Here is an 18,890-nt window from a genome sequence, read left to right as displayed (position 1 = left end):
CCTGCACCACACCGCCCCGACCGGTTTGCTCGCACCGGGACCGAGGGGGATGCACGGTGGCGCGTCACCGCCTGAAGTAAGAAGGCGTGACCCCCGGGGCGGGGTCTGTGGTGCGGAAGGGGGGACTCGAACCCCCACGCCTGTTAAGGCACGGGTACCTAAAACCCGGGCGTCTGCCTGTTCCGCCACTTCCGCATCGTCGCCGGTAGGGCGACGTGTTGAGCAGTGTAGTCGGTGCCGTTACCGTGCGGATCCTTCGGAGGCCGCCGCGATGCGTGCCGCGTGGGTGTTGAGGCCGGCGGCGGTCAGAATGTTCGAGACCGTCCCGTGCGACACCACCACCGGATCGTTGGCCCGACGCGCCAGTGCCGTGGCCAGCCGGCGGGGGCCCAGCAGGGGATTGGCGACCGCGAACGCGATGACGGTCGACGGGTCGACCACGCGTCGGCCGCGCGCCCGTGTGGCCGGGGCGAGCGAGCCGCACTCACGACGCCGTTCGCGTAGCCGGTAGATGTGGTTGCGGTGGCAGCCGAGCAGGCGGGCCGCCTCGGCCACCGTGACCTCGGCCCGGTCGAGTCGGTCCAGGACCTCCTCCGCGGGTGGCCGCTGCCGTGGCACTTGATCGGCCACGGGATCGCCGTGCGCGTCGACGCGGATGAGCGGTATCCGTTCGTGGCGCCGGTTGCGACCGGCGTACGTCGAGGTCTGGCTGTGGCAGTTGGGGCACAGAAACCGCAGGTTGCCGGCGCGGCAGTCCCAGAAGCGGCCATCCACGTGGTCGACGTGCAGGGTGAGTCGCCGGCCCGCCCAGCGGTCGCCGGTCCCGCAGAGCGCGCAATGGTGTGGACGCCCCACCGCCAGCAACGCCCGGGTCAGCGAAGTCGACGCGGCCCGGCGCGCCGTCGGGGGACGCAGGACGAGGATTTCGTCCGGCGTGCGTCGCAGTGGACTGGGCTTGCCGCGCCGATGAGCCTGGCCGAGGAAGTGGGACCGGTCGATGCCGAAGTGGTCGATGCGCCGCCGCAGGTGTGCATGGGCGCCTCCGTTCGGCGGTATGCCGAGGTGGCGCAGGACGGCGGCCATGGACGTCGCGCCTGCCACGGCGGCGGCCAGAGTCTCCCGCGTGTACTTCACGTAAGGCATGGTAGGAACGTATCGATGGGGTACGACAGTTCTCGGATACGGCACGGCGGCCGCCACGCGGGTCGGAACCGCATGACGGCCGCCGTGGGTCGGCGGGCCGGGGAGCCCCAGCCGAGGCTCAGTACCGGAACAGCGCCAAGCTCTGCTGCAGGTCGTGAGCCACACGTGCCAGTTCGTCCGCCGCGGCGGCGGTGTTCGACGCCGCGCTGGTCGTCTCGGCCGCCGCGGACGCGACCGCGGCCACGTTGGTCGAGATCTCGTGGGAGCCGGTGGCCACCTCGCTGACGTTGCGCGTCATCTCGTTGGTGGTCGCGGTCTGCTCCTCGACCGCCGCGGCGATCGCGGACTGGGTGGCGTTGATCTGCTCGATCACGCTGCCGATTCCGGAGATCGCGTTGACCGCGGCGGAGGAGTCGTTCTGGATGGCGTCGACGCGGGCGCGGATGTCCTCGGTGGCCCGGGCGGTCTCCTGGGCGAGTTCCTTGACCTCGCCGGCCACCACCGCGAAGCCCTTGCCGGCCTCACCGGCGCGAGCGGCCTCGATGGTGGCGTTGAGGGCGAGCAGGTTGGTCTGCTCCGCGATGCCCGTAATGATCTTGATGACGGAGACGATCTCCGCGGACGACGTGCCCAGCTGCTGCAGGATCTGTCCAGCCTCGGTGGAGATACGTACGGCCTCGGTGGCCACGTCCGCCGCGCTGGAGGTGCTGCGCGCGATTTCGGTGATCGAGCTGCCGATCTCCTCGGCGCCCGCGGAGATCGTGGTGATGTTGCCGGTGATCTCCTCGGAGGCCGCGGTGACGGCGTGCGCCCGTTCGGCGGAGTTCGCGGCCGACGTGTTCATCTGCGCGGCCACCGCGGTCAGCTCCTCAGCGGACGAGGCCAGCGTGATCGCGTTCTCGTTGATGCCGCGCAGCGCCTGGGTGAGCCGGTCCAGGGCCGTGTCCACGGCCCGGCCCATCACGCCGAACTCGTCGCGTCCGGTGTAGCCGAGCCGTTGGTCGAGGCGGCCGTCGGCGAGCCCGGCGAGGACGCCCACGGTCTGGCCGAGCGGCGTGGCGATGGCGTGGCTCAGGGTCAGCGCCAGCACGATCGTGACCAGTACGGCGACGACGATCAGCACGATGGTGACGATCTGGGCGAGCTGGGCGCTGTCCCGGGCGGCGGCCATCTGCTTCTGCGCGGCGGCGTCCTCGATCTTGGCGAGGTTGTCCAGCGACACCGTGAGCTTGGCGGTCAGCGGGTCGATGAAGTTGTTCTTGGCGCCCAGGTAGCCCAGGAAGTCGTCGGCCTTGGCCGCGGGCACCAGCTTCTGCTCGCGGACCTGGCGGTACTCCTTGAGCGCGGCGGAGAAGGCGGCCTTGTCCTTGGCCGCGGCGGGGTTCTGGTTGGAGCTGTACAGCTTCCAGGTGCCGTCGATCTCGGAGTCCAGCCGCTGCAGGGCCATCTGCACATTGCTGACGTCGGCGACCGGCGACCGCAGGATCAGGTCGTTGGTGCGCGCCGTCGCCTGCTGGACGTCGGCGCGGACGTCACCCAGCCATTCGATGGCCTGCTGGTTGCCCTTGTACATCTGTTCCATCCGCGCGTTGGCGTTGCGCAGCTGGTACAGGCCCATGGCGCCGACCGCGACGACCAGCAGACAGAGCAGGCCGAAGCTGAAGAACAGCTTGTGCGCAACCTTGAGGTTGCGCATCAGGCCGGTCACGCTCAGGCGGCGTGACGGCGTGGCCCGCCGCTTCGCGGCGTGCGACTTGCGCGGCTTGCGGGCCCGCGACTTCGCGGGCCGCGGCTCAGCGGCAGCAGACATGGGCGGTCTCCTGACCCGGGCGGAGGCCGCCGGGGAACCCCCGGCGACCCGCCGCCGACAGACGGCATTGGCTTACCGTTTTATCGACCGTCGGGCCGGGAATCCGCGAAATTCACAGGAATCAGGGTCAGTCTATGCCCAGGTCACGGCGCAGCTTCGCCACGTGACCGGTCGCCTTGACGTTGTACAGGGCCCGTTCGATGCGGCCCTGCTCGTCGATGACGAAGGTGGAGCGGATGACCCCGGTGACCGTCTTGCCGTACAACTGCTTCTCACCGTACGCGCCGTAGGCGGTCAGTACGCTCTTGTCCTGATCACCGACCAGCGGGAACGTGATCGCGTCGCGCTCGCGGAACTTGGCGAGCTTGGCCGGGGTGTCCGGGGAGATGCCGACGACCTCGTAGCCGGCTCCCTTGAGCGAGGCCATCGAGTCGCGGAAGTCACAGGCCTGCGTGGTGCAGCCGGGGGTCATCGCGGCCGGGTACGCGTACAGCACGACGCGGCGGCCCCGCAGATCCTTGAGGGAGAGGCTCTCGCCGGTGTCGGTGGGCAGCGTGAAGTCCGGCGCGGGGTCGCCGGGCGCCAGGCGGGCGGTCTCAGTCATGCGTCGACCTTAACCGGGGCCCCGGACCGCCGACGCAGACCCGCGACACCGGTCACGGCCGTGCCCAGTCCGGCGCCGAGCGCTATCAGTACGGCGGCACGGGCGCACCACGCCGGGCCGGGTGCGTCCACGACGGCCTGCCGCCAGACCCCCGTCTCGGCCACGCCGCCGAACAGGGCCAGCGCCGCCCCGCCGAGCGCCAGCGGGAACGCGGCGGCGCGACGGGTCAGCGCCACCGCGCCCGCCAGCACGGCGAGGGCGGCGGCCACCAGGGCGGGCAGCGTACCGGGGGCCCCCGCGAGCGCCCGGCTGATCCCGTACCCGAGCGTGATCGTGCCCGCGAGCACCGCGAGTGCCCCCGCGGCCCGGCCGTGCCACCGGCCCGCGGCCGCGACCGCGACCGCCAGCAGCGCCGCGCCCAGCCACCACAGCCGGGCTCGCGGCGGCGGCACCCAGTCGAGGGTGCCGCGGACCGCGAAGGTACGGGTCCCGGCGCGCAGCGGCACGGACCAGTCGCTGATCCGGTGAGTGTGCGCGGGGTCGGCAGCCGCCGCGGGCGGCAGACCGTCGCCGAGCCAGCGGGTACGCCGGTCGTGCCAGCGCACGCTCGGCCCGCTGGAGATCCGGGACCACCGCGGCGGCGCGGCCGGATCCGCGCCGGCCGGCACCGGGGTGTCCCCGGCCAGGGTGCGGTTCAGGTACGTGGTGGGTGCGTTGAGGTTCTCGAACGTCCCGTCGGGACGCACGTCCAGGTACGGCTCGCCGGAGTAGCCGAGCACCTCCACCGGGTGCCCGGTGTGGTTGACCAGTTCCAGCCGCGCCCCTGCCTCGACGGCCCGGACCGTGAGCCCCGGCTCGGGTGGGGTGACAGCGCCGACCGTGACCCGGTACGCGGTGGCGTCGGGCGCGTCCCCGCCGTGCGCGGACGCGGGCGTGGCCGGCACGACGAGCGCACCGGCCACCGCGACCATCAGGACCAGCCGTTTCACCCCTTGGCCGCGTCGATCGCCTTGGTGATGTCGGCGGTGGTGGGCAGCGAGTTGTTCGCCCCGGTCACCTGCTTGCCGGCCACGACGATGGTGGGGGTGCCGGTGTAGCCGCGCGCCGAGAACGTCTCGGTGTTCTTCGTGGCCCACGGCACGTACGTCTTGTTCTTCACCGCGTCGGCGAACGTGGGGTCGGTGAGCCCGACCGTGCGGCCCAGCTCGATCAGCTTGTCGTCGGTGAGGCCGGGAGTGTTCTCCTGCGGCTGGTTGGCGTAGAGCACGTCGTGGTACTCGACGAACTTGCCGCCCTGCGCCGCCGCGGCCGACGCCCCCGCGGCCCGGCTGGAGTACTGCGTGCCCTCCGAGGCGTGGTCCAGGATCGCGACCGGGTGGTACCGCAGGGTGATCTCGTTCTTGGCGGCGAGTCCGCGCAGCGTGGCGCTCGACTGGGCCTCGAAGACGCGGCAGACCGGGCACATGAAGTCCTCGTACAGGTCGACCGCGACCGGGCCGGAGCCGACCGCGAACGCGGTGCCGCCGTCGACCGCCGCCGCGGGCACGACGAGCTTGCCCGCGTCGGCGTTCTGCTGACTGGACGACATCGCGTAGCCGACCAGCCCGGCCGCGATCAGGAGGAAGACCACGCCGATGCTCGTCCACAGGGTCACCTTGCGGCGCCGCTCGCGGGCCTTCTGCTGCTCGACGATCTGCCTGGCCCGGTTGCGGTCCTTGCCCGCCTTGCTCATCGTTCCCCCATCAGTAGGCCGTCCAGCGAGAATCGGGTACGTGGCCGCCACAGCAGGATTCCCGCCAGAACCAGGAAGCCGAGGTCGCGCAGGATCTCCGACAGGTAGCCCGGGTCGACGCCGCCGGCCAGGTCGCCGCCGCGGCTGAAGCAGCCACAGTCGATGGCCAGCCCGCGCGCCCACGCGGAGACGATCCCCGCGATGAAGATCACCAGCAGGACCGCGGAGATCCCCGCGCTGAGCCGTACCGCCAGCCCGACCAGCAGCAGCAACCCGAGGGCGATCTCCAGGAACGGCTGCGCCGCCCCGACCACCTTCGCCGCCTCGTACGGCATCAGCCGGTACGCGTTGACCGCCCGCCCGGACGCCGCCAGGTCACCGACCTTCGTGGCGCCCGCGACGAGCCACACCACAGCCAGCCCGAACCGGGCCACGGTGGAGATCCACACCCACACGGCGGCCGAACGGGTGGGTCCGGTGGTGTCACCCGTGTCCATCTTCACGCCTCATTGGTCGGTGACGGGGGCCGCGCGGTTCCCCTCGGGCCGCTGTGAATCGACTGGGAGTCCCCTGCCGTGATCGAGCCAACCGTCAAGATCCGGCCCCGGCCAGGGCCGTTGGTCCTCTCAGCTGGCCCGGGCCGCGGCGACCGCGGTCACCAGCTCCTCGCGGGCGCGGGCGACCCGGGACCGGATCGTGCCGACCGGCACCCCTTCGACGGCGGCGGCCTCAGCGTACGACAGGCCCAGGATCTGGGTGAGCACGAACGCGGTGCGGCGCTCCTCGCTCAGCGCGCGCAGCAGATCGGCCGTGCCCAGGCGCAGCGCGGGGTCCGGGTGCGGCGACTCGGTCCAGGCCTGCGCGGCCAGCCGCGCGTCCAGGCGCCGCCGGCGCACGACCGCGCGCAGGTGGTCGGCGCAGGTGCGCCGGGCGATCCCGAGCAGCCACGTACGGGCGGTGGAACGTCCCTCGAAAGCGGGCAGCGCCCGGAACGCCCGCAGGTAGATCTCCTGGGTCAGATCGTCGGCGGCACCCGGGTCGACCAGGGCGGCGGCGAAGCGCCACACCTCCGCCTGCGTGGCGCGCACGAAGGCGGCCTGCGCGGCGGTGTCACCGGCACGGGCGGCGAGGGCGAGGTCGGTGGCGTCGTCGGGGGGCGTCACGGTCGGCAATGGTACAAGGCCAAAATTCTCTGTCACCTCAGGAACCATTCAGGCTTATCCGACGACTATCCGCCCATGGCTGAGCACGGATCGCCGACCCGGTGGGCCCGGCGTGCGCCCATCGGGGAGCATGGCCGTCATGACCCGCTCACTCTCGCCGCGCCCGGCCGCGTCATGATCCGCCTTCGAGCCGACCGGCGCAGGATCCTCGCGGCCGGTGTGGGCCTGCTCTTCGGGCTGCTCTGCGTCCTGCTCGGCCCGGCCGCGCCGGCCAGCGCGCACGCCGTGCTGGTGGCCAGCGACCCGCAGAACGGCACGATCGTGCCGGACGCCCCGAACCGGGTCACGTTGACCTTCAGCGAGTCGGTCCAGCTCGTCGACGGCCGCATCCAGGTGCTCGGCCCCGACGGCAAGCGGGCCGATCAGGGCGATCCGCAGGCCGACGGCGCCACGGTCACGGTCCCGCTGCGTTCCGGCGGCGGCCGCGGCACGTACGTGGTGAGCTACCGGGTCATCTCCGCCGACAGCCATCCGATCGGCGGCAGCATCAGCTACTCGGTCGGCGAGCCGTCGACCCCGCCGGTCGCGTCCGGCGACGCGACCGCCAGCGACCCGGTGGTGCGCACCCTGATCTCGGTCGGCAAATTCCTCGGGTACGCGGGGCTGGTGCTGCTCGTCGGCCCGGTGCTGGTGCTGGCGCTGCTGTGGCCGCACCGGCTGTCGCGGCGCGGCCCGGCCCGGGTGGTGCACACCGGCATCGGCCTGGTGCTCGGCAGCACCGTGCTGGCGCTGTGGCTGCAGGTGCCGTACGCGACCGGTGGGTCGCTGTTCGACGTCGGCTTCGGCGACTTCCGTGACGTGCTGGGCAGCACCTTCGGCGCGGTCATGCTGGTGCGCCTCGGGGTGATCTGCGCGGCCGCGGTGCTGCTGCGGCCCCTGCTGCGCACCGGCGGCGGCGAGTCGAAGGCCGACCTGGCCCTGCTCGGGGCACTCGGCGTGGCCGCGCTGGCCACCTGGCCGTTGAGCGGGCATCCGACGGCGTCCCCGGTGGCCGGTGTCTCCGTGGTGCTGGACGCGATCCACCTGGCGGCCATGGCGGTGTGGCTGGGCGGGCTGCTCATGCTGCTGGCGTTCCTGCTGCCCCGGGCGGACGCGCGGGAGCTGACCGCGATCCTGCCGATCTGGTCGCGGTGGGCGGCGACGGCGGTGAGCGCGCTGCTGCTGGCCGGCGTCGTGCAGGCCCTGATCGAGGTGGCCTCGCTGCAGGGTCTGGTGGACAGCACGTACGGGCGGCTGATCCTGGCCAAGGTCGGTCTCGCCGCGGTGGTGATCGCCGTGGCGGCGGTGGCCCGCACCGTGGTGCGCAAGGGCGGTGTCCCGGAGAGCCCGCGCCCGCTGCGCCGCCTCGTCGCCGTCGAGCTGGGGGTGTCCGCCGTGGTGCTGGCCGTCACCGCGGTCCTGGTGCAGATCGCCCCGCCACGGACGGCCGAGGCCGCCGAGACCGCCGCCACGAAGAACACCACGGTGAGCCAGACGCTGCGCAACCCGACGATGTCGCTGCAGGTGGACATCTTCCCCGCGACCGTCGGCAACAACTCCCTGCACCTGTACGCGTACACCCCCGACAACAAGCCGCTGCCGGTGGTGGAGTGGACGGCCACGGCGGCGCTGCCCGCCAAGGGGATCGAGCCGATCGAGGTGCCGCTGCTGCGGATCACGGACTTCCACGCGATCGGCGACGTCGCGTTGCCCGCGGCCGGGGACTGGACGTTCAAGTTCACGCTGCGGACCAGCGACATCGACCAGTCCACGGTGACCATGACCGCCAAGATCTCCTGACCACCCGCCAGCCCTTCGCTGGCCCGTCAGCCCCTTCGCCCCGGCGGGTGTGCGCCCCGCCGGGCCGTCCGTGACCGGCTCGTCCGGCCTGTTGTCATGCATCTCGGGGCCTAAGTGCCTGTTTGCCCTTTTTCCGGCCGTTTTGGTCGTATGGTCTGCGCAGAATGACCGGAAAGGGGACAGGCTGATGCGGGTGATCCGCACGATCCTCGGAATGCTGATGCTGATCGTCGGGCTGCCGGCTCTGCTGGGCGGAGCCGCGCTGTGGACGGCGATGCAGCACCGCGACGCGGGCGGCGCGTTCAGCGGCAACGTGCAGGAGCTGACGACACCCGGGTACGCCGTGGTGGTCGGCGACCTCGACGCCCTGCTGCGCCGCGACGCCCCGTTCACCCGCTCCGGCGGAACCCGGATACGGGTGGCCGCCGCCGCGCCCGACGGCCCCGCCTTCATCGGCATCGCACCCGCCACCCAGGTCGGCAAGTACCTCGACGGGGTGCCGCGGGCCAACGTGCTCTCGTTCGACCTCGCCACCGGTGACCTGCCGGTCGGCATCCAGCAGGTCGACGGCCACCGCGAGCCCGCCGGCCGCCCCGGCGAACTGAAGATCTGGACGAAGGCCGGTACGGGCGCCCTCGACTGGGCCGCCCGTGACCTGCGCGGCGGCCCGTACAGCCTGGTCATCATGAGCCGCTCCGCCCACCCCGACCTGAGCGTGGAGTCCATCGCGGAGGTACGCCCCGGCTGGCTGAACTCCGGGACCTGGGCACTGTTCGTCCTCGGCAGCCTGCTCGTCCTCGGCGGCCTGATCATGCTCGCCTGGCCGGCCCGCCGCCGCGAACTCGTGTACGTCGTGGAGCCCAGCCAGGTGCCCGAGCTGATGAAGCGGATCGGTGTTCCCCTGCCCCTGCCCCGCTCCGGCGGCGGCCGCCACGCCGCGGCGAACCGGCCCCGTACGCTCGCCGACGCCCTGGCCAAGGGCGGCCGCTCACTGCCGCAGCTGAGTTGGCCACCGACGCGCCCGACGCAGAAGTCCCGCGCCGGTTCCACCGGCGACGCGCAAGGTGCCGAACCATCCCTGCCGACCGCCGAACCGGCCATCGCTGCTAAGGGTGCGTCGGATTCCGGTCCGGTCACGTCGGACGCCGCCGACTCCACGGTGGCCGCCACGCCGGCTTCCACCGCGCCGGCTTCCACCGCGCCGGCTTCCACCGCGCCGGCTTCCAAAGTGTCGGTCGGTTCCCCGGAGTCCGTTCGTGCCGCCATCTCCGAGGCCGGTGCTGCGGCGTCCGGTGCTGCGGCGTCGGGTCCCGGCGCGACCGTGCCTTCGGCGCGGTCCGGCGCGGCCGGCGGCGACGGGGGAGCGGACCGCAAGGCGCCTGCACGGGGTGAGCCGCTTGGCCTGATCGGTGGGGCGGCACCGGGCCTCGGTGGTTCCCCGTCCGATCCGATGCTCGGTCGAGCCGGACAGCGTCCCGCCCGGCGGCGCGGTCCGTCGGGTGACGGCACCCCGGTCTTCGAGGCGTCCGCCGTCGGTGCCTGGGTGGCCGAGACGGCTGCCGCCCGGGCCCGCGAGACAGAAGCTCGCGCGGCGGCCGCGTTGGCCGCCGCAGCATCCCGCGAAGCCGACGCCCCCAGTCCTTCATCTGCAGCGAGCGCTACGGCTGCAGGGGCCCCTCCGGCTGCAGGGGCCCCTCCGGCTGCAGCGGCCCCTCCGGCTGCAGCGGCCCGTCCGGCTGCAGGGGCCCCTCCGGCTGCAGCGGCCCCTCCGGCTGCAGCGGCCCCGTCGGTTACGGCGGGCCCTTCGGCCGCGGCGGGCGCGTCGGCTGCGGCCAGCGCGTCGGCTGCGGCGGGCGCGTCGGCTGGGGTGAGTCCGTCGGCTGGCGCGGGCAATCCGTCGGCGAGTGGCGCCGGGAGGCAAGGCGCGGCCTCTTCTGTTGCCGCCCAGTCGCAAGCCACTCAGCCGGAGGCGGCCTCGTCGAAGACCGCTCAGTCCGGATCCCCTGAGTCTCCGTCCGGATCCCCTGAGCGTCCGTCCGGATCCCCTGAGCCGAAGGCGGACCAGCCGAAGACGGCCCAAGCTGATGCTGGCCAAGCTGATGCGGCTCAGTCGGTTGCGGCTCAGTCGGTTGCGGCTCAGTCGGTTGCGGCTCAGTCGAAGGGGACCCAACCGGCGGCGGGCTCTGCCCGAGTGCAGCAGCCCACGCGCCGGTTCGGCGCTGCGGAGCTTGCGGCAACGTCGCCGACCGACAAGCCCCCGACGCAGATCGGATACGTCACGGGCTCGCGGGCGACGGATTGGGCCGCAACGGGGTTGACCCGTACCGGAGGGAACCGGGCCGACCGGGCCACCCCGACGGGTGCGCCGGCGGGTGGTGCGGGGTCACCAGCCACGCCGACCGTGCCGACACGTGCTGCCGGGACTGGATCGTCGGCCGCGCCGGCGCGTGCTACAGAGGCTGGATCACCGGCTACCGGGGCTGGATCACCGGCCGCGCCGGCCATCCCGACGCGTGGCGTTGATGCCGGTGCGGCGGCGCGAGGAACCGGGAGCGCTGCGACGGCCACACCCACCGAGCGGGCGGGGCACACGCAGAGCACGACTGCCGACGCGAAGTCGGCCGCCGTACCGGCCAAGCCGCAAGTGCAGCCAGCGTCCGGCGACCGCGACGCGAAGCCCGCGACGGCCGCCCCGGCGCAGGCGAAGCCCGACGCGTCGCCCAGCGTCGCGTCCGCGAGGAGCGCCGCCCCGACCGACCGTCCGGGGCTCCGCGCCGAACCCACCACTGTGGACGCCGACGCCAAGCGCATGACCAGGAAGGAGCCGGAAGCGGCCTCAATTCCGGAGCCCGGAAAGGATTCCGCCGCGTCGGTGCCCAACCAGGTGGCGCCGGTGTCGGGTGTTCCGAGCACGAGGGGAACCGCCGCGGGCGGCGCTTCGGTCACCAAGGGCTCCTCGCCGGAGCCGGGTGCGCTGAAGGCTCCGTCGACGCCCACCGGCTCGCCGTCGGCGGCGAAATCCGCAGCGGCTGCCGGAGCCACGGTCGAGAAGTCCGCATCCGCCGGCGCGAAGACCACGACCCGGGCCACCGTACGTCCGGCGGTGTCCCCGCGGGCAGCGGCCCCGGAGGCCGGATCGATGGCGCGTGGCGCTCCCGCCGCGCCCGCGTCGACCGGGTCGATGGCGCGTGGCGCTCCCGCCGCGTCCGCGGAGGCCGGGTCGATGGCGCGCGGGGCCACTGCCGCGTCCGCGGAGGCCGGGTCGATGGCGCGCGGGGCCACTGCCGCGTCTGCGGAGGCCGGGTCGATGGCGCGTGGCGCCACTGCCGCGTCTGCGGAGGCCGGGTCGATGACGCGCGGGGCCACTGCCGCGTCCGCGGAGGCCGGGTCGGCAGCGCGTGGCGCCCCTGCCGCGCCCGCGGTTGCCGGGTCGACGGGGCGCGGCGCCACCACCGCGCCCACGCCGCCGGTCGAGGCACCATCGGCGACACCGCGGCAGACGGCGGGCGGGGCCCCGGCGGCCAAGGCCGGACCCGTGCCGAGCACCCGCCCGGCTGTCCCCGCCCCTGCGCGGGCGTCGACACCCACCGCCGCCGCGGCCGGCGCACCGGTTGCCACTGCGGCTGGCGCCGCGTCCGCCAAGGCGGCGAATGCCGACTCGTCCCCGACCGGCGTGACCGGCTCGCGCAAGTCCACGTCGAACGGCATCGGCGGGCAACGCTCCGGTGGCGCACGCACGGGTGCGGGGCGCAAGGACGAGTCCAGCACGACCGCCACCAGTGCGACCGGTCCGGAGTCGACAGCAACAGCCGCCGCGGGGACCGCGGACGACGGCCCGAGCAGGCCCGGATCGGTGGCCGCTGCCAAGGTCGCCAAGCCCTCGGTCGTGACGAACTATCAGGAGGAGGCGGCGAAGCTCCTGGCCGGCGGTACGACTCCCACGCGCCGCAAACGAGGGGCGTCCGACGAGGATGCCAAGCAGCCGAGCGCCAAACCCGCCGCTCGTGGGACGACCAAACGCCCGGCGAAGGACTGACCCGATTTCATTCCCAGTACCAAGGGCCGCCCATATGGGCGGCCCTTGTCGTCTGTCAACGGCGAGGCGGCGAGCGGGGCGATGTTCCTGCGGAGAACCGGTCGGTTGGCGTGCGACATGGTCTTCGTCAGGTCGTTCATCGGGTCGGTGACCGACGCGTCCGGGCCTTCGGTCACGCCGTTGCGTACATGAATGGGCCCTCCGCGCTGCCGACGTGGAGGGCCCATTACCGGGGGAACGGAGTAACCGAAGGGGGTTTCGTCCGTTAAGCACAGTTTAGCCAACGCGCGGCGCCGCTGGGAAGGTATCGTCCAAAATCGGGCATAACAAACTGAACGTCCCCGACAGGCTGGTATGGCCGACGGCGCAGCGCGTCGACCGGCCGACGCGTAGGCTGTCCGCGTGGCGGATCTTCTGGTGTGGATCGATTGTGAAATGACGGGTCTCGACCTCGGCAAAGACGCGTTGATCGAGGTGGCCGCGCTGGTCACCGATCCCGATCTCAACGTGCTCGGCGAGGGCGTCGATCTGGTCATCCACGCCGATGACGCGGCGCTGGACGCCATGCCCGAGGTCGTCCGGGACATGCATGCCAAGTCCGGCCTCACCGAGGAGGTACGCCGCTCCGCGATCACGATGGCCGAGGCGGAGGACGCGGTCCTGACGTACGTGCGTGAGTTCGTGCCGTCCCCGCGCACCGCGCCCCTGTGCGGCAACTCGATCGCGACGGACCGGGGCTTCCTGGCCCGAGACATGCCGACGCTCGACGCCTACCTGCACTACCGGATGATCGATGTCTCCTCGATCAAGGAGCTGTGCCGCCGCTGGTACCCGCGCGTGTACTTCGGCCAGCCTGCCAAGGGCCTCGCCCACCGCGCCCTCGCGGACATCCGGGAGAGCATCCGCGAGCTCGAGTACTACCGCCGTACCGTGTTCGTTCCGCAGCCCGGACCGGATGTGGAGACGGCACGGGCGATCGCGGCTGAGCTGTAGCCGGCGCCGCCCGGTGGCTCCTCCGAGCGGTCGGCGAGCCACGCCGGGAACCCGCTCGACGGGCGTCCGGTGCCTGTGGCTATGATTGTCCGGCGCGCGCCGCGGTGAATGCCGCTGGGCGAGGCATGGTGGTCGTAGCTCAGCTGGTAGAGCACCGGGTTGTGGTCCCGGATGTCGCGGGTTCGAGCCCCGTCGATCACCCCAAGGAATACCAGGTCAAAGGGCCGGGCCGAGAGATCGGCTCGGCCCTTTGCTCTGGTTCGATCGGACGTCGGACGCGATTCCGGACGGGGCTGTCCCGGCGTCCTCACCCGGCGGTCTCCAGGCCCGAGTCGACGCACACCTGGGACATCTCCGCGGCCGATGCGCTGACCGCCGCCACCGCGTCGGGCTCGTTGTCGGTGCCGTGAGAGGCCACCGCCGCCGCGTACGCCTCACCCAGCCGGCGCGCCGCGTCGGCGACCGGGGCGTCCGCGGTCGCGCTGGCCGCCACGATGTCGTCGACGACCCCGGGCTGCATCAGCGTGGCGTCCGCGATCGCCCGGGCCAGCTTGGCGCAGGTGATCGTGCCGGGTGGGTCGTCCACGGCCGCGCTGGCACTGGCCGGCGACGGGGTGGTGGCCGGCGGCGCGGTACCGCCGCCGGAGCATCCAGCCAGCAGGGGCGCCAGCAATGCGACAGCGATGAGTGACCGCAGCATCAGCCCAGCGTAGGGGCACGTCCGGCGCCACGACCGGAACGCCGCGCGCGGCCGAGCGGATCGCGGGGCGTTGCCCTCACCCTGCCGCTGCGCTGGGTCACACAGGAACAGGCCCCGGCCGTGTGTGACGACCGGGGCCTGCGGTGGCGCCGTGGATCAGGACAGCGCGCTGCCCTGCTTGTACTGGTCCCAGCTCATGTTCCAGTCGGTCCAGCCGTTGCCGTTCTTCAGCTTGCTCTCGGTGCCGCTGACCGTGACGGGGTCGCCCATCATCGTGCGGTCGAAGAGCCACTTGGCCATCTTCTCGCTGACGTTGACGCAGCCGTGCGACACGTTGGTCTTGCCCTGGACGCCCTCGGACCACTTCGCCGCGTGGATGAACTGCCCGCTCCACGTGATCCGCTGCGCGAAGTCGATGTCGGTGCGGTAGCCCTTCTCCGGGCCCAGCTCGGCCATCGTGTCGAAGACGGTGTGCTCCTTCTTCTCCATCACGACCATCGTGCCGCTCGACGACGGGGTGCTCGGCTTGCCGAGGCTCACCGGGATGGTGTTGATGACCTTGCCGTCCTGGCGGACCGTCATGCTCTTCGACTTGTTCTCGACCGTCATGACGAAGCTGCGGCCGATCTTGAGATCGACGCCCAGGTCGGAGCGGCCGTACCAGCCGTCGCCCATCGGGACGCCCGCGAGCTGGACCTGGTAGGAGACCTTGCTGTACGGCTTCCAGTACGTCTTCGGCCGGTAGTGGATCTCCGTGGGGCTGATCCAGTGCCAGGTGCCTTCCTGCTGCGGCGTCGCGTTGACGGTCATCCGCTTCTCGACCTCGTCGCGGTACTTCTCCGGTACCGAGCGGCCGAAGCGCACGATCAGCGGCATGCCCACGCCGACGACCTGGCCGTCACCGAGGAAGCTGGAGACTCGCACCTGCTTCGACGGCTTCGCCATCGTCGTGAAGGAGGCCGTCGTCGCGCCGGACTTGCCCTCGCGCGCGGTGCCGGTCACGGTCACCGTGTACGTGGTGCCGTAGTTCAGCGCCTTGGCCGGGTGGAAGACCTTGGCGTCCTTGTCCAGATCGCCCTTGACCTCGCCACCGTCGGCGTCCTTGACCTGGACCGAGGTGTTCGCCGGGTCCTCGCTGTCGTACTTGATGTCGGTGATCGCCACGACGTCCTTGGCATCCGGGGCGGGCGCGGTGACCGCCACGGTGCTCTGGGTGGGCGTCGGGGACGGGGCGTTACCGCCGTTGCCCTGCGAGCCGTTCTGCCACGAGGGCGACTTGTCGCCGCTGCATCCCGCGCTGAGCAGAACGACGCCGGCCGCCAACGCGGCCGCTGCCGCCCGCCATGGCCGTCGGCTGGCGCGGGCGGTCGGGCGGGTCGTATCCAAACCCGTCGACCGAACTCCACTCGTACCCATGTTCTCCCCACCCGTGATGTCGTCCGGCGCCCATCTTCTCTCATGAATGCCAGGCCACCAATCCCGGATTCGTGCCGCGGTGGGGCGGGGCGGGGGCGCAAATCAGCCGCGAACACCCATTCGGCCGACCGGCGGGTGTTCTGCGTCCCGCGCGGGGACGATCAGGTCACTTGACGTCCGCGGGGACGGGAAGCGCACTGCCCTTGATGAAGTTTTCCCAGCTCAGGTCCCACGCCGTCCAACCGTTGCCCTGGACCAGCTTGTCGCCCGTACCGCGCACCGTGATCGGGTCACCGATCAGCGTGTGGTCGAACAGCCACCGGGCGTTCGACGGGGAAACATTGACACAGCCGTGCGAAACGTTTCGGTGACCTTGGGCACCCACCGACCAGGAAGCCGAATGAACGTACTGTCCGCTCCAGGTCAGTCGCTGTGCGTAGTCGATGGTCATCTTGTAGCCATTCGCGCCGTCGGTGTCCGTCGTGTCGAACACCGTCGACGTGTGCTTGTCCATCACGACCATGGTGCCGCTCGAGGACGGGGTGCTCGGCTTGCCCAGGCTCACCGGAATCGTCCGGACCACCTTGCCGTCCCGCAGCACCGTCATCTTCTTGGTCTTGTTCTCGACCTTCATGACGAAGTTGCGGCCGATCTTCGCGGTGGCGGCGCGGTCCTGGTCGCCGTACCGTCCGCCGCCGGTCGGCAGGCCACCCACCGCGATGCGCACCTTGAGCTGCGTGCCCGGCTGCCAGAATTCCGGCCCCCGGTAATAGGCCTGAGTGCCGCTCGATGTCCACGACCAGGCGCCGGGCTGCGGCGGGTCGGTCTGCACGAACATCCGCTTCTGTACGGCGGCCCGGTCCTTCTTCTTGATCCCGGGGCTGAACTCGGCCACCACCGGCATCGCGACCCCGTACGTGTGGTCGTCGAAGAGATACAGCCCCGTGCCGGTCCGGCGAGCCGGCTCGGGCATCGTGGCGAAGGTGGTCGTCGCGGTCGTCGTGGCGCCGGCCGGGTCGGCGGCGGTGACCGTCGCGGCGTACTGCTGCTTGTGCTTGAGGGGCTTGGCGGGCACCCAGGCCGAGCCGTCCGGGCGCAGCGTGCCCGCGACGGAGCCGCCCTTGGCGTCGCGCAGGGTGACCGTCTTGATCGTGCCGCCGGAGAGCTTGAGCCCGATCTCGGTGCTGACGGGCAGGTCCTTCTTCCCCTGCGCCGGGGTGATCGCGAGCGCCAGCGGAACCGTGGCCGCCGCGGGCTGCGGCCCGGCCGTCGGGGGTGCGCTCGACGCCTGTGGGTCGGGCGAGGCTTTCGCGCCCCCCGTGCATGCGGTCAGGGCGAAGACCGCCACGACCCCGACCGTGACCAGCGGGCGCTGCCTGCCACTCATGTCATCCCCGTTCTCGACCTTGCGCGGACATCCTGCCGTATCCGTGCAAGATCCGGGGCCCGGTTGTGGATGACGTGGCCGGGGCGATCATGTGGGGATACCCGTTGGAGTGGGGGTTCGGGCCCGTGCTATCGTTTCCGTCGTTGTCAGCGAGCGCCGCTAGCTCAACTGGCAGAGCAGCGGACTCTTAATCCGCGGGTTGTAGGTTCAAGTCCTACGCGGCGCACTGGCGAAAGCCCAGGTCAGCACCCATGTTGGTGTTGCCTGGGCTTTCTCATTTCCCGCTGTACAGCCATTCGTACAGCCAACTACCCGAATAGCCGGTCGGCGGCGGCGTCCACTGCGGCCCGTTCCACCTCGGCGAGCACATGTCCGTAGGTATTCATGGTGAGCGAAATCTGACTGTGCCCGAGGGTCTTCATCACCCTGCGTGGTGAGGCCCCGGAGGCGAGCAGGAACGTCGCGCAGGCATGCCGCAAGTCGTGCAGCCGCAGCCACGGCAGATCGGCCTGGGCCCGGACCGCATGCCACGCCCGGTCCAGGTTCCGCGGCTCCATCGGCGTGCCGATCGTGGACGCGAAGACGAGGCCGAAGTCGCGCCACCGCTCACCCGCGAGCAACCGTTCTGCCGCCTGGCGACGCCGTTGCGCCCGCAGCAGCTCCACGGTCCGCTCCGGCACCGGCACGGTACGCCGCGACCGAACCGTCTTCGGCTCACTGAACCGGAGCTGCCCGTCGACGCGCAACAGCGTCTGCCGAACGGTCAGGGTTCCGGCGGGCAGGTCGAGGTCCGACCAGCGCAGACCCAGCAGCTCGCCGCGCCGTAGCCCCACCGTCAGCGCGCACACCCAGAGGGCTTCGAGCCGGTCGCCCTGGATGACCTCGATCAGGTGCTTCGCCTCTCCGATCGTCAACGCTCGCCGCTCGACCGGCCGGACCGAGGGCGCCCGGACCGCCTGGGCCGGTTGCGGTGGATCAGCTCCTCGCGCACCGCATCGCCCAGGACGTTGCGGATCATTCGGTGGATGTGCCGCACGGTCGTGGCGGACAGGCCGGCGTCGGCCTTGGCTGCCAGCATCCGCCGGATCACCGGTGCTGGCGACACGGCTTTCGAGAGGGGCCGGCGGAAAAAGGGTTTGACCTTCAAATCCCGACGTCCGCCCACCCGGAGGCCCCCCAATGACACAGCTCGCCACCGCCTGGTCCACCACCGCCACCCAGCCATCCGTGATCGTGGAAAGACACATGGTCCAGCCAGGGGAGACGGCCCAGTTCCGTAAGCCCGGGATCAGCGTCGTCAACCTCGGCACCCGCGAAGCCGGGATCTTCCTGCGCGCCGGCGGCACCCTCGTGGCCGACGTCCCGATCGCCCTGGCGGCGATGCCGTCCGACGCGGCGGCGTGGATCGCCGAGCACGTCCTCACCCGCACCTACCTCACCAGCTGCGGCGGCCTGAAACTCGTCCGGATGTGCGCCTGCCAGTACGGGCGGTGCGGGCACTGCGGCCAGGGCAACCACCACCGGTGCACCACCCCGGGCCGGGTTCGGCGGCCGGCCACCCGCCCACGGGCACACCCACGTCGTGGGCCGCAAAGGCGGAGCACTGACCGAGGTGTGGACCACCGGCACCCCGTGCCGGTGGATCTGCCCCTGTCTTGACTGCGACCAGCCCGCGCCAACCGCCCCGGACACGGCCCCCGCCGAACGGCGCGCGGGCCGCGGGGACCTGCGGCCGGGGGACACCGTGTGGCTGCGCCCCAAGACCCTCGGCTGCCCCACCATCTGCTGGAAGCAACCCCGAGCCACCGTCATCGGCGTCGACCACACGTACCTGATCGTCAAGGTCGGCCGCCGCGAGCATCGCATCCACGCCGACAACATCCGCCGCACCGACCCGACCGCCACCAAGTCCGTCATCACCGTGCGCCCCAAGGCGCGGCCCGCACCGCCCGACGGCTACACCGAGCAGACCCTGTTCTGACGCTCATCCTCGGCCACCCGGCTGGCGATCGTGCGCATCCGGTCGCTTAGCAGGACAACGCGGACATCACTCTAAAGATCAGAAAC

At 71.9% G+C, this 18,890-nt stretch carries 17 protein-coding genes and 3 tRNA genes; 7 read left to right on the top strand and 13 right to left on the bottom strand.

The window, feature by feature from the left end:
* Window positions 1–108: 108 nt before the first annotated feature.
* The 8 genes from ACMCNN_RS24520 to ACMCNN_RS24485 form a co-directional block, all read right to left on the bottom strand.
* Window positions 109–195: transfer RNA gene (locus ACMCNN_RS24520), tRNA-Leu, on the bottom strand.
* A 45-nt stretch (window positions 196–240) separates the two neighbouring features.
* Window positions 241–1,134 (bottom strand): hypothetical protein, encoded by an 894-nt coding sequence (locus tag ACMCNN_RS24515; RefSeq protein ID WP_412742860.1) that lies wholly within the window; start codon window positions 1,132–1,134, stop codon window positions 241–243.
* A 127-nt stretch (window positions 1,135–1,261) separates the two neighbouring features.
* Window positions 1,262–2,953 carry a methyl-accepting chemotaxis protein gene (locus ACMCNN_RS24510; RefSeq protein ID WP_412742859.1) on the bottom strand — a complete coding sequence of 564 codons (1,692 nt, stop codon included), beginning with the start codon at window positions 2,951–2,953 and terminating at the stop codon, window positions 1,262–1,264.
* Between the two features lie 127 nt (window positions 2,954–3,080).
* A complete protein-coding gene (bcp, locus tag ACMCNN_RS24505; RefSeq protein WP_412742858.1) occupies window positions 3,081–3,557 on the bottom strand; it encodes a thioredoxin-dependent thiol peroxidase in 477 nt (158 codons plus the stop codon).
* Window positions 3,554–4,546, bottom strand: coding sequence for a hypothetical protein (locus ACMCNN_RS24500; RefSeq protein WP_412742857.1), 993 nt, complete (start codon window positions 4,544–4,546; stop codon window positions 3,554–3,556). The genes bcp and ACMCNN_RS24500 overlap by 4 nt, the downstream gene beginning before the upstream one ends.
* Window positions 4,543–5,289 (bottom strand): DsbA family protein, encoded by a 747-nt coding sequence (locus ACMCNN_RS24495; protein WP_412742856.1) that lies wholly within the window; start codon window positions 5,287–5,289, stop codon window positions 4,543–4,545. Before ACMCNN_RS24495 ends, ACMCNN_RS24500 begins: the two co-directional genes overlap by 4 nt.
* The gene (locus ACMCNN_RS24490; protein ID WP_412747258.1) at window positions 5,286–5,786 is read right to left on the bottom strand and encodes a MauE/DoxX family redox-associated membrane protein; all 501 of its coding nucleotides are present in this window, start codon (window positions 5,784–5,786) and stop codon (window positions 5,286–5,288) included. The genes ACMCNN_RS24495 and ACMCNN_RS24490 overlap by 4 nt, the downstream gene beginning before the upstream one ends.
* A gap of 129 nt (window positions 5,787–5,915) precedes the next feature.
* Window positions 5,916–6,500: a sigma-70 family RNA polymerase sigma factor gene (locus ACMCNN_RS24485; RefSeq protein ID WP_412742855.1), complete on the bottom strand. Its 585-nt coding sequence runs from the start codon at window positions 6,498–6,500 to the stop codon at window positions 5,916–5,918.
* Window positions 6,501–6,626: 126 nt separating this feature from the next.
* On the opposite strand from ACMCNN_RS24485, the gene ACMCNN_RS24480 reads away from it, so the two are divergent.
* The 4 genes from ACMCNN_RS24480 to ACMCNN_RS24465 all read left to right on the top strand — a co-directional run bounded on the left by ACMCNN_RS24480 (window position 6,627) and on the right by ACMCNN_RS24465 (window position 13,524).
* The gene (locus tag ACMCNN_RS24480; RefSeq protein WP_412747257.1) at window positions 6,627–8,291 is read left to right on the top strand and encodes a copper resistance CopC/CopD family protein; all 1,665 of its coding nucleotides are present in this window, start codon (window positions 6,627–6,629) and stop codon (window positions 8,289–8,291) included.
* Window positions 8,292–8,361: 70 nt separating this feature from the next.
* Window positions 8,362–12,327: a hypothetical protein gene (locus tag ACMCNN_RS24475; RefSeq protein ID WP_412742854.1), complete on the top strand. Its 3,966-nt coding sequence runs from the start codon at window positions 8,362–8,364 to the stop codon at window positions 12,325–12,327.
* Between the two features lie 402 nt (window positions 12,328–12,729).
* Window positions 12,730–13,320 (top strand): oligoribonuclease, encoded by a 591-nt coding sequence (gene orn / locus ACMCNN_RS24470; RefSeq protein ID WP_412742853.1) that lies wholly within the window; start codon window positions 12,730–12,732, stop codon window positions 13,318–13,320.
* Window positions 13,321–13,448: 128 nt separating this feature from the next.
* Window positions 13,449–13,524, top strand: a tRNA-His gene (locus ACMCNN_RS24465).
* Window positions 13,525–13,627: 103 nt separating this feature from the next.
* Here the strand turns inward: ACMCNN_RS24465 and ACMCNN_RS24460 are convergent.
* From ACMCNN_RS24460 to ACMCNN_RS24450, 3 genes are all read right to left on the bottom strand, one after another.
* Window positions 13,628–14,020 (bottom strand): hypothetical protein, encoded by a 393-nt coding sequence (locus ACMCNN_RS24460; protein WP_412742852.1) that lies wholly within the window; start codon window positions 14,018–14,020, stop codon window positions 13,628–13,630.
* A gap of 156 nt (window positions 14,021–14,176) precedes the next feature.
* On the bottom strand, window positions 14,177–15,406 hold the full coding sequence (locus tag ACMCNN_RS24455; protein WP_412742851.1) for an Ig-like domain-containing protein: 1,230 nt from the start codon (window positions 15,404–15,406) through the stop codon (window positions 14,177–14,179).
* 196 nt (window positions 15,407–15,602) lie between these two features.
* Window positions 15,603–16,823, bottom strand: coding sequence for an Ig-like domain-containing protein (locus ACMCNN_RS24450; RefSeq protein ID WP_412742850.1), 1,221 nt, complete (start codon window positions 16,821–16,823; stop codon window positions 15,603–15,605).
* A gap of 153 nt (window positions 16,824–16,976) precedes the next feature.
* Between ACMCNN_RS24450 and ACMCNN_RS24445 the strand changes: the two genes are divergently transcribed.
* Window positions 16,977–17,049: transfer RNA gene (locus ACMCNN_RS24445), tRNA-Lys, on the top strand.
* 82 nt (window positions 17,050–17,131) lie between these two features.
* On the opposite strand, the gene ACMCNN_RS24440 is transcribed toward ACMCNN_RS24445, so the two are convergent.
* Both ACMCNN_RS24440 and ACMCNN_RS24435 read right to left on the bottom strand, forming a co-directional pair.
* Window positions 17,132–17,737 (bottom strand): site-specific integrase, encoded by a 606-nt coding sequence (locus ACMCNN_RS24440; RefSeq protein WP_412742849.1) that lies wholly within the window; start codon window positions 17,735–17,737, stop codon window positions 17,132–17,134.
* A complete protein-coding gene (locus tag ACMCNN_RS24435) occupies window positions 17,734–17,970 on the bottom strand; it encodes a hypothetical protein (RefSeq protein WP_412742848.1) in 237 nt (78 codons plus the stop codon). Before ACMCNN_RS24435 ends, ACMCNN_RS24440 begins: the two co-directional genes overlap by 4 nt.
* A gap of 32 nt (window positions 17,971–18,002) precedes the next feature.
* Here ACMCNN_RS24435 and ACMCNN_RS24430 point away from each other — a divergent pair, with 32 nt between their 5' ends.
* Window positions 18,003–18,482 carry a DUF6248 family natural product biosynthesis protein gene (locus ACMCNN_RS24430; RefSeq protein WP_412742847.1) on the top strand — a complete coding sequence of 160 codons (480 nt, stop codon included), beginning with the start codon at window positions 18,003–18,005 and terminating at the stop codon, window positions 18,480–18,482.
* Window positions 18,406–18,804 carry a hypothetical protein gene (locus tag ACMCNN_RS24425; protein ID WP_412742846.1) on the top strand — a complete coding sequence of 133 codons (399 nt, stop codon included), beginning with the start codon at window positions 18,406–18,408 and terminating at the stop codon, window positions 18,802–18,804. Before ACMCNN_RS24430 ends, ACMCNN_RS24425 begins: the two co-directional genes overlap by 77 nt.
* Window positions 18,805–18,890 lie beyond the last annotated feature (86 nt).

This window comes from Krasilnikovia sp. MM14-A1004 (assembly GCF_047159485.1).
Taxonomy (GTDB): domain Bacteria; phylum Actinomycetota; class Actinomycetes; order Mycobacteriales; family Micromonosporaceae; genus Actinoplanes.
The sequence above is the reverse complement of the archived record's forward strand: the minus strand, read 5'-3'. Positions and strand labels throughout refer to the sequence as shown.

Coding starts and splice junctions, on each gene's coding strand:
- ACMCNN_RS24510 (WP_412742859.1), bottom strand. CDS start 2,953: ATGTCTGCTGCCGCTGAGCCGCGGCCCGCGAAGTCGCGGGCCCGCAAG.
- bcp (WP_412742858.1), bottom strand. CDS start 3,557: ATGACTGAGACCGCCCGCCTGGCGCCCGGCGACCCCGCGCCGGACTTC.
- ACMCNN_RS24495 (WP_412742856.1), bottom strand. CDS start 5,289: ATGAGCAAGGCGGGCAAGGACCGCAACCGGGCCAGGCAGATCGTCGAG.
- ACMCNN_RS24490 (WP_412747258.1), bottom strand. CDS start 5,786: ATGGACACGGGTGACACCACCGGACCCACCCGTTCGGCCGCCGTGTGG.
- ACMCNN_RS24485 (WP_412742855.1), bottom strand. CDS start 6,500: ATGGTTCCTGAGGTGACAGAGAATTTTGGCCTTGTACCATTGCCGACC.
- ACMCNN_RS24480 (WP_412747257.1), top strand. CDS start 6,627: ATGATCCGCCTTCGAGCCGACCGGCGCAGGATCCTCGCGGCCGGTGTG.
- ACMCNN_RS24460 (WP_412742852.1), bottom strand. CDS start 14,020: ATGCTGCGGTCACTCATCGCTGTCGCATTGCTGGCGCCCCTGCTGGCT.
- ACMCNN_RS24450 (WP_412742850.1), bottom strand. CDS start 16,823: ATGAGTGGCAGGCAGCGCCCGCTGGTCACGGTCGGGGTCGTGGCGGTC.
- ACMCNN_RS24430 (WP_412742847.1), top strand. CDS start 18,003: ATGACACAGCTCGCCACCGCCTGGTCCACCACCGCCACCCAGCCATCC.